Annotated in this window: 5 protein-coding genes and 1 pseudogene; 1 reads left to right on the top strand and 5 read right to left on the bottom strand. The window is 55.6% G+C overall.

What is annotated here, in order from left to right; genetic code table 11:
* Positions 1-2,111: 2,111 nt before the first annotated feature.
* From NCT04_RS04780 to NCT04_RS34415, 4 genes are all read right to left on the bottom strand, one after another.
* A complete protein-coding gene (locus tag NCT04_RS04780) occupies positions 2,112-2,480 on the bottom strand; it encodes a hypothetical protein (protein ID WP_250464012.1) in 369 nt (122 codons plus the stop codon).
* Positions 2,481-2,684: 204 nt separating this feature from the next.
* Positions 2,685-4,562 carry a methyl-accepting chemotaxis protein gene (locus NCT04_RS04775; protein WP_250464010.1) on the bottom strand — a complete coding sequence of 626 codons (1,878 nt, stop codon included), beginning with the start codon at positions 4,560-4,562 and terminating at the stop codon, positions 2,685-2,687.
* A 175-nt stretch (positions 4,563-4,737) separates the two neighbouring features.
* Positions 4,738-6,282, bottom strand: a complete 1,545-nt coding sequence (locus tag NCT04_RS04770; RefSeq protein WP_250464008.1) for a GGDEF domain-containing protein — start codon at positions 6,280-6,282, stop codon at positions 4,738-4,740.
* A 127-nt stretch (positions 6,283-6,409) separates the two neighbouring features.
* The gene (locus NCT04_RS34415) at positions 6,410-6,802 is read right to left on the bottom strand and encodes a helix-turn-helix transcriptional regulator (protein WP_284503055.1); all 393 of its coding nucleotides are present in this window, start codon (positions 6,800-6,802) and stop codon (positions 6,410-6,412) included.
* A 563-nt stretch (positions 6,803-7,365) separates the two neighbouring features.
* Here NCT04_RS34415 and NCT04_RS04760 point away from each other — a divergent pair.
* Positions 7,366-7,983 (top strand): MSMEG_1061 family FMN-dependent PPOX-type flavoprotein, encoded by a 618-nt coding sequence (locus tag NCT04_RS04760; protein ID WP_250464006.1) that lies wholly within the window; start codon positions 7,366-7,368, stop codon positions 7,981-7,983.
* A gap of 271 nt (positions 7,984-8,254) precedes the next feature.
* Here the strand turns inward: NCT04_RS04760 and NCT04_RS04755 are convergent.
* Positions 8,255-9,039 (bottom strand): annotated as a pseudogene (locus NCT04_RS04755) (hypothetical protein).
* Positions 9,040-9,687 lie beyond the last annotated feature (648 nt).

The following is a 9,687-nucleotide window of genomic DNA, read 5'->3' as shown; positions in this document are numbered from 1 at the left end:
CCACTGATTCGAAACAGTGGACATAGCCTGCACGCTCAGATCAAAGAGTTCCAGACGTCCATTTCTGCGCGCTTACGATATTTCGGCACGTGCGGACGATTTTTCCGAGCAACTGAAAGAGGCCGGACTCACTCCGGAAATACGCATGTTTCTTGATCAGATCGCAGGTTTAGTCGTCAGCACCACAGTTGAGGTGGCTGAAGTGCTCGACCGATAAGTGCTCTCCGTGATGTATCGCGCTGAGATTGAAACGAAATCGTCCGCGGCCGTCGCTTTCAGTCGCAGCCGACCGTCGCGAGCAGCTAGGAACACTTAGGCTATCGCAGCCGCGATGACGACGCCACTCGAAGGTTGAACGACGCTGTAAGGTTCGCCATCGGCTGACCGGCTCGTCGGTTAGGCAATACGCTTACAAGACGAATTTATTTGTAAGCGAATCTTTAAGAAAAGCACACCCATGCCGATATCATGGTGTGACTTCACATTCCGGCCCTCGCTTCGACGCGCGTGTCATTAACATGAATGATGGCGAGCTAGCACACCTTCAGGTCGCCGTGGCCATTGTCCTGCGCTCGCCAAATCAAGTTTTGCCGCCCGCGTACTGGCGGCGTCGCATCGTAGACTTGCTTGCCCGAGGTTCGCTTCTACAAAGCCAAGTCGCCGTGCTAAACGAGTTACTTCTCCGCCTCACCGGATCTGAGGGCAGATGAGGCGTCTATGCAAGTTACCGGTGAGTTGCTAACTCGCCATCCAACTCCGCGTCCGCCAGCGCGAACTCAATGTTGTCTCGGTTAGTATCGATTAGCCGGCGAGCCCATAGAAACGCAGCACGTTCGGCAGCTGACTTAGCCGGGAATAACGCAGGGACAGAATATTGCACTGCCGCCTCGCGACGGTGTGATGTCGGCCAATGGCGGAATAGCCGCAGAATAGCTCTCCATCCGTCCCGATATTCTTCTACCGAGCATTCCACGATGTAACCGCCGATCTTGTGCATGGCGACCTCCGTCCGAGATTCTTCATACAAGCAACTCGCGGGCCTAATTAACTGAACCATTGCAAGGGCAACGCGAGCCTCCTTCCCGAAGAATTTCTCTGCATGCTGCATTGGCTCGAACTGGAGCAGTTTGGTGCTTCTCCTTACGGCCAGCGCCGAATGGCGATGGTCCATTCAAAAATCGCGATGACGCGGCTAGCGGCCCGAAGTTCGAGTCGCTGCTTCACCCGTGATGATGGTGACGCTTTTGTCCGCGAACCCAAAGACTCGTGTGTGGGTCCAAGTGTAGCTAGCTCAACCGACAATAGCGGTCCGGCGTAGAACCGAATGCTCGCCTAGAGAGCATCAAGCAGCACGGCACGTCGTGATTGTCGCCCCCAACGATGTAACCGCCGATTCTGTACATAGCGACCTCCGGTTGATTTTTTCACATGAGCGATGAGCGGTCCCACGTGAGATATCCAAAAAAAATCGAGTAATGGGACAAATTGCAAACCCATACCGTTTCATCGGTTGTCCCTTGACCTATGTGATGCGGCATCTATACTCTAACCGGTCCTAGCTCAACTTCAGTCGTCCACGCGACTTGAGGTCAATCCCGCACCCACACTCCTTGGTGCGGGATTTTTTTGTTGTAAGCGACGCTTTAAGATTGGTCTGGCGATACCGACACATGAGGAATGGGTCAGATCTCCGCTTCGACGCGCGCACCATCTTGACGACCGACGCGAAACTGGCGCACCTGCGAGTCGCTGTCGCGGCAGTTCTGCGCAGGCCTCACATTTTCCTTGCTCGGCCTATTGGCGCCGCCGGATTTCGGACTTACTCGAAAGCGATTCGCTTACACCGCATCACTTCACGGCGCTTACTGATTTACTCTTACAAATAGATCAGTTGCTCGAAGATGGGGACTATGCTCTACATCGGTGAGAGGCTTCAAGTTCACTCACCAGTTCGGCATCCGAGAGGGCTAGCTCGATGTTGTCGCAATTTTGATCAATTAGCCAGACTGCGTACAAAAACGCCGCGCGCTCGTCCCAGCAGCAGTTGCCGAAACGGCCGGCATGGCGCACTGAACACTTGGGCCATGCCAGGGATATCGAAATAGCCTTTGCTAGTCCGGAAATACTCGTATATCCACGCCGTCAACTAAAAACGTTCGGGCGAAGCGAATTGCCTCCAGCTGAGAGGCTACGACAAACACAAACGGCGATTGGTCCATCTCGATGCGTGGCACTATTACCTGCCATCCTGCATCAGGATGCGGCATCACTTGGATCTCAATTTGCATGTCGATGCTGGAATGGGCGCGGTTCCCCTCGCGCGAAGGCAGTAGCTCGCCTATCTCAATCGCGGAAATCTCTTCTCTTGCCGCCGTCTCGAGATCAGCCAACGTCCGAGGGTCCAACACAACGCCATTGAAGCGCTGCTTTACGATGTTATGAATCGCCCGTCGACGACTTTCGCGCTTTTCGTCGGTCATGAGTGTGAGGACAGACTTTGATTTGCCCAGTTGCGTTGTACATGATTGCCGGGAGTGCGCCTCGTTCGCTTCGCAGGTTGGGCATCGCCTTCACCATAAGCAGCTTCACAGCGGAATGCGCCCAAGACGTACTGTACATCCATACAGTATATCCGTAAATCGCGGTTCCGCTGACCAACTAGTTGGTAGGCTTTACCTTGTGGATCAGGACATGTGCTCGTCAAGCTTGAACATTGCAACAATGCGCGCCAGTGCGGTGGCCTGATCCTGCATCGCGCCAGCCGCCGCAGCCGCTTCCTCAACCTGCGCTGCATTGCGCTGCGTATTCTGATCAATTAGCACAACCGCCTGGTTGACCTGCCCGATACCGACACTCTGCTCCGCACTCGCATTGGCGATTTCACTGATTATGTGGGTCACGCGTTCAACTGACGCCACGATTTCTGTCATTGACGTCTTCGCGATCGCGACCTGTCGGCTACCCTCATCGACATTTAAGGCCGATCCATCGATCAAATTCTTAATCTCCTTTGCAGCGCTGGCGCTGCGCTGTGCCAGAGAACGGACTTCCGACGCGACAACGGCGAAACCGCGTCCTTGTTCGCCCGCGCGGGCAGCTTCCACGGCAGCATTAAGCGAAAGGATATTAGTCTGAAAGGCAATGCCATCGATAACTGCAATGATCTCCGTGATTCGCCGCGAAGACTCACTGATCGCAGCCATTGAGGTCACTACATTAGCGACCACATCCCCCCCGCGTTGGGCACATCCCACGGCGGCGGCGACCAGGTCATTAGCTGCCCGCGCATTCGTGGCATTTTGCTGCACGGTAGTCGTGAGTTCTTCCATTGCCGCGGCAGTCTCTTGGAGGCTGGACGCTTGGGATTCGGTGCGGGCCGAAAGGTCCAAGTTTCCAGACGCTATCTCGCCAGAAACTGTAGTGATGGTCTGCGTGCTAGTGCGCACCTCCGCGATGATTCGATTCAACGACTCCACGAAACGATTGAAGGACTGTGCAAGCACCCCTACCTCGTCACTGCTTTCCACTTTCATGCGTCGCGTAAGATCTCCGTTGCCATTTGCGATGTCGCGCAGCATCAACGCCGCCCGCCCGAGCGGCCCGACAATGGTTTGACATACAACGATGATGATAAGCAAGCCGATGCCGCCACCAACTAAAGAAGCGACGATCGCAGCAATTGTCGAAGTTTGTGTGATCTTGCCAAGGACGTCCGCTTCAGGCACTTCGGCAAGTACATACAGGTTGAGCTCAGGCATGTACGAGGCCGCGACGAAGTTCTTCCCATTCGCTCCATCCACGCTCGTTATTGCGAACTTCTGGTTGGACAGCAGCGTCGCCACGGATTGTCCGTCGAAACCCGGTTGGTCTTTCAGGAAATGATGCCCATCCGCAAGCATGGTGTTGCGATGAATAACGTACGCTCCGTCCGGGCGCACGAGATAAACAAAGCCGTGTTCACCGATTCTATAACTGCGGATCGCATCCGCGAGTTGGCTTATAGACAACCCGAGCGATGCGACGCCGACCTTCCCGCCAGCATCAAAGCGAGAGTTAATGAAGAGGTTGTACTGCGACGAGGCCTTGTCTTTGTCGAGATCCAATTCATACGGCTTGCCGCTTGAAAGAAATTTGTATAGCCACTGATCTCCAGCGTCGCTGCGCGACACTGTCCGCGACAGACCCGTCTCGTTCAGATACTTTCCTGTTTCCGCAGATACCCAAGAAATCGTGGACGCGTTCGCTTGCCCTTTTAACGCTTGCGCGTAGTGCTTCCACGCGTCAATACCATCGTCGGGCAAGCCTTTGGCCTCCCAATCCAAAAGATAGGTGTTCGAAGCCATTCCTTCTGCAAGCGCAAGCGGCGCGCCAATCTGTCGCAACACGTCATTGCGAATTTCGCCTAAGGCAGCAGGTAATTCGACAGCAACCGCCCGCTGCTTAAGGCTGTTACCTGTCAAGGCGACGCTTAGCCCCGTCGAGACAAACACAAAACAAAGAATCGCAAAGCCCATTGCGACAAGAAGTTTTTGACGGACCGATAGACGATTGAGAAACTTCATTTTTTTCGCTGCGAGGTATAGAGGGAGTTGCAAACAGTATGTGCGTCGCCCCATTGCTCAAAGTGACTGTATCGAACAATGCGTCCGCTGCTTCATGGGTAACGGATTTTTCTTCAACAAATTAAGTGTTGAGGACAAGCATCGCCCATAAAGTCTTCGTGTTGCACAGGAAACCTTATAACTTTCTCGCAACAGCATCCACACTATATTGCGTCGATTCGTCGTGAGACAGACTTACCCATCGATTGCGCCCCTCATGTTTGGCGCGATACATTGCAGCGTCAGCAAGGTCGAGCATGCGAGCTCCATCCGCCACGTGCGTGGAATCGCAAAGCATTAGACCCAGGCTCACAGTTACGACACCGTACGCGCTGTCGGCATGCTTTATGGCGAGCTTGCGGACCTGCTGCACGACCGATTCGGCAAGCTCGCCCGCTGCAGCCGCGTCAAGCACTAAACATAAAATTGCAAACTCCTCGCCGCCAATGCGAGCAAAAGTCGATCCGACCGGCAGGACGTCGCTGATGGCAAGCGCGACCGCTCTCAAAACGCCGTCGCCGAATGCGTGGCCATAGCGATCGTTGAAACATTTAAACCAATCGACGTCGATGAACAGGATCGCGATTTGCCCGTCATCTAGATCTTTGACACGCGACACATCCATCAACGCTGCATCGAATCGGCGTCGATTTGCGAGCCCGGTCAGTGGATCTCGCCACGCCAAGGTTGCGAGTTCGTCGTTTGCGGCACGCAGTCTAGCTGCTAGATCAAGCTGTGTACGGCAAATTGTTTGGACTTGCGTCAGATATTGCCGACGGTCTGAAAGTACGGACGCCATCAAGTATGAAGCGAGTGCGCATGCAAGCGCAAAACCCTGGACCGCGAGAATGGCCTGCTCGGGACCTGCATATCTGCCGAGAGGACTAGTAAGCGGTTGTCCGACGGTGCAGATCACTGCAAGCGCAGTGGCAATGCAAGTTCCCGTGACCGCTACATAGCTGCCCGCCCAAAGAACGGCGAGCACCACCGATGGCAACACCCAATAGGCCGGTAACCAGTGCGATTGTTGAAATGCTGCGATGGTCACGACCAAGACGATTGCGTGCGCAAACACGCCTTGTCGGCACTTCCGCAGGATCTTCTCTAACGATCTTTGGCGGCTTCTTGCAACGGACAATTGACGCTGCGCACGTCGGAAAACATAGCCGAGCGGCATGAAAAGCAATAGACCGAGCGCATCGCTGACGAACCAACTGCGGCTGACAGACAGCGGAGGCCATCCTAGTGCGAGATGCGAGGCCACCCCGACCGTGACCGCCGACACTGTTACCGGAAAAAGCACCGCGCAGGTCAAAAACCAAAACAAACTGCGCGGATTCTTGACTGCTGATACGGAGGCATGAGAAACGGTGAACGAAATCCAAAGGACCACGAGTTCAATAACATTTCCGAATGTGAAAAGCGGCACGGCCGTGCGATCAGTCAGGAACGCCGCATTGGCGATAAAGCCGCCGATGGCGACAGCGCTGACAAGGTCGCTCCAGCGGGTATTACGGCCGTTATAAAACAGGCCGACAATCAGACCATTTGCAGGCCATATACTGCTGACGCCCCATGTCGTCCGGGTCAGGGCTATGCCTAAACATGCAAGCGCGCCATACGTCGACACTACTATCAAGAAATTTGTAAGGCGCTTCATTTGCAAAATGCTATGGGTCAAGCGTGAGACACCGCGCTTTCTGCTCTATGCACGGAACGGCGCGACAGCACGAAAGGTATAACGGCACATCCGCCATCTTCTATAGGTTCCGCAGCAGGAAAGGCGTGTTGCCGCCTTCCGCCAAGAGCTATAGATGTGTTAATTTCGGCGCTGGCTTTGATAGAGTTGCAAGAGAGTCAGGCGCACACCCGAGCGTAGTGGGCTCGGCCCCGAAGTAACGGCCCGGCGTCGTGCCGAACGTCCGCCGGAATAACGCGATAAATGCGCTCGCATTGTCGTACCCGAGCTGCAGGGCAATACTGGTAACTGGCTCTCCTGCCGCTAGCAACTCGAGTGCGCGCACAAGCCTAGCTCGCTGTCGCCACGCGGTGAACGTCATGCCAGTCTCTGAAACGAAGCGGCGACTTACCGTACGTGGTGCTGCATGCGCCCAGATGGACCAGTCTTCGAGCGATCGCGTGTCAGCGGGCGAATCGGCAAGTGCGGTCGCGATGCGTAATAGCCGAGCGTCGCTAGGCATCGGCAAGCTAAAAGCATCGGCGTGGCTGCCGGCGATCTCGTCGAGGATCACGGCGGCGATGTGCCGCTGTCGGTCGTCTAAAGGCGCGTACTCCCACTCGGCCGCACGCACGATCGCCTCTTTCAGCAAGCCCGTCATCTCGATAACGCGCGGCTCTTTGGGCAGCGCAGCGCACGCGTGCGCAGACACGTATGCCGCCCAACCCGAGAACGGACCGTGCGAACGTGCGGCGTGGACGGTTGATGGCGGGATCCACGCGGCCCGTGTCGTCGGAAATACCCAAGCGCCGCTATGAGTCCGAACGCTCAGCAGGCCTTGAAAGAGGCCCAGCAATTGACCCGTAGGGTGCTGATGGGCCCCTGACTCGCGCGGAGCGCTCTGCTTCCCCGCTAGCGCGATCAATGGTGGATCCACACCCGTTAACGTATGGACGAGGTCGAATTTGCTCTGCAGATGATTGAGTGAAGGCATGGCGGCTTCGCGCTATCGGTTGGCACCTATAGTCTACCGCTGCCAACGCTTATCGGATTATGCTTCGAGCATCCTCTTGCCGGAGCCGAACCATGTCATCTGCTGCACTCGACACGAGCGACCTCGACCGCTTGTATGACCAACCATCCGAATTCATTACAAAGGGCGTATTGCCGCGCCTGCTACCCTTCCACCGTGCCTACTTGCGTGTTGCGAGTTTTTTCTGTTTCGCCACAGGCAATGCTACAGGGCTAGATGCGTCACCTCGCGGAGGCCAACCCGGATTCGTGCACGCGCTCGACGAAAAGCACGTCGCCTTTGCGGACTGGCCGGGCAATAACCGCATAGCGTCGTTGCGAAATTTGACGGAAGACGATCGCGTTGGCATGTTGTTCCTGTTTCCCGGTCTCGAAGTATTCATGCGCATTAACGGACGCGCCACAATCACAGATGACCCGGCACTGCTGGGTCGTTTTGCCGAAGGCACAAAAACACCCAAGACGGCAATTGTCGTGACGATTGATGAGGTACTGTTTCACTGCGGCAAAGCAATTAATCGAGCAAAGCTCTGGAGCGACGCATCGCGACTTGATCGTTCGAGCGTTCCGTCGCCTGGAGAAATGAAAGCGGCAATGGCTGAACAGGATGCGAACATCGTACGCACGATCGACGATGCGTACTACCAGTCAGTCCGCAACAACCTGTATTGAGCGCCAAGGCTTGGGCAGGGACATAGGAGTCGATAGAGATGGCGCATGCAGTACGTAGATGAAAATTGCCGTAGGACCAGATCAGCGCCGCGCCCTAACGGCTCTCGTTTATTAGCGCCGGCATGATGACGGCGCGCTCGTATAGCATCGTTCTTCTTGGCTTGTCGATGGGACGACGAGGTGCTCCGGGATCGCAGTCAGAAACCACGCCTCCTAATCCGAACGTCTTAACGCGGCGCTTCCACCATAACTAGAAGGCGTGTAAATAACGTTAGAGCAGATCAAAAGAATTTATCGGGACGCCATTGATCCAAATGCGAGCGGCGAAAGCGCAGCCTGGTGGGCATCGGTCGCAGTGGATGGAAAAGGCCACGATTGGACGCTGATAAGGTAGTGAAAAGGAAAGCAAAAAACAAAATGCTGCAAACGAAAACCTGTCTAGCACCATGCCCCGAAGCAGCGAAATCACAAAGGCCGCCCCATGTGCCCGGTGTGACGACACCGATAAGACGATTCCGAGCAGTGGGAAGACCGCAAGCAGACCGCTCCACGCGGGGGGGCCGGCCCAACCGGATAACGAGGTAACCAGGAGCGTCAGGACTGCGCCAGCAACCATCCTGCTTATCAGGTCGGACCGCGTAAGCGGTGCGGCTGCTGCGATCGCAGGCTGCGCGGCAAGAACGACTGGCAGAAGCACACGGCGGCGAAGGCGGCGGTCGCGGTCCAGATAGGTGACGTTGGCAACATTGATAAGCCAAACGCGGAAATAGACCGCGTAATAAGCCCCTACAACTAGTGCCACGCGCCACGAACGCGAGCGGCGGGTCCATGCATATGCGAGATTGAATGCTTCTGACGCGAGAATTGCGGAAAGAGGCAGCGTGGCAGCGCGCGCGCCGAAGATCGGGCCATGCGCGAGCACAAGAATAAACAGATTCGGACCTGCAACCACGGGTAGACCAGCCAACCAGCCAGCAATAGATGCCCCCACCATTTAGCCGACATCGAAACGACAAGCAGGAACAGCGGGACTAGCGTTGGTTTGAGCGCGAGCATGCCGAATTCGAGCGGATTTTAAGTGCGATCATACCCTCGCCCCTATCGGGGTGCTACGGTACCTACCGGATGGCTGCTATGCGGACACCGCAATGAAGGACCGCTCATGGCCGCTTACATCCGCTCGGTGAATGCGGCCGACTTTCAACATTATCCGAATGCCCCTTTGCTCTTGGCGACTACGATAGCTGACCTACTCGCGATGTCATAACGCTTCGTGAGCAATTAAGTCAGTGGCGCGACGTTGTCAACGTTGACTAACACCGGCGGCGCAAAACGGTTTGCTGCTTACAATGGCATGGCCGCATATCAGATGCCATGTTCGAGATAGCGCGCAGTGACTCATCACGTAAATGAAACAGTCATGCAGGCCTTCCAAACCGGAGTTCTCAGGGCGGCCCGAAAGGAATTCGAAGAGACGAGGTCACAGGCAAGACCTATCGCGCAAATCTTGCTGTGACTCAATTGCCGTTCAACGTCAAGCATTGGGACAGCGTGAACAAGGAAGCCGAGCCTTTCAAACTGCCGGTGGACGCAAGCGACAATGCTGCATGGCGCCGCAATGCCCCAGACAGCGATGATCAGGCAGCGTAAAACGTTGCTTAGCGCCGTGAAGTTCACTGCCGGAGGCGCAGTGCAGCCTCATAA

The organism is Caballeronia sp. GAFFF2, assembly GCF_023631485.1.
Taxonomy (GTDB): Bacteria; Pseudomonadota; Gammaproteobacteria; order Burkholderiales; family Burkholderiaceae; genus Caballeronia.
This window is presented reverse-complemented; position numbering and strand designations above follow the sequence as displayed.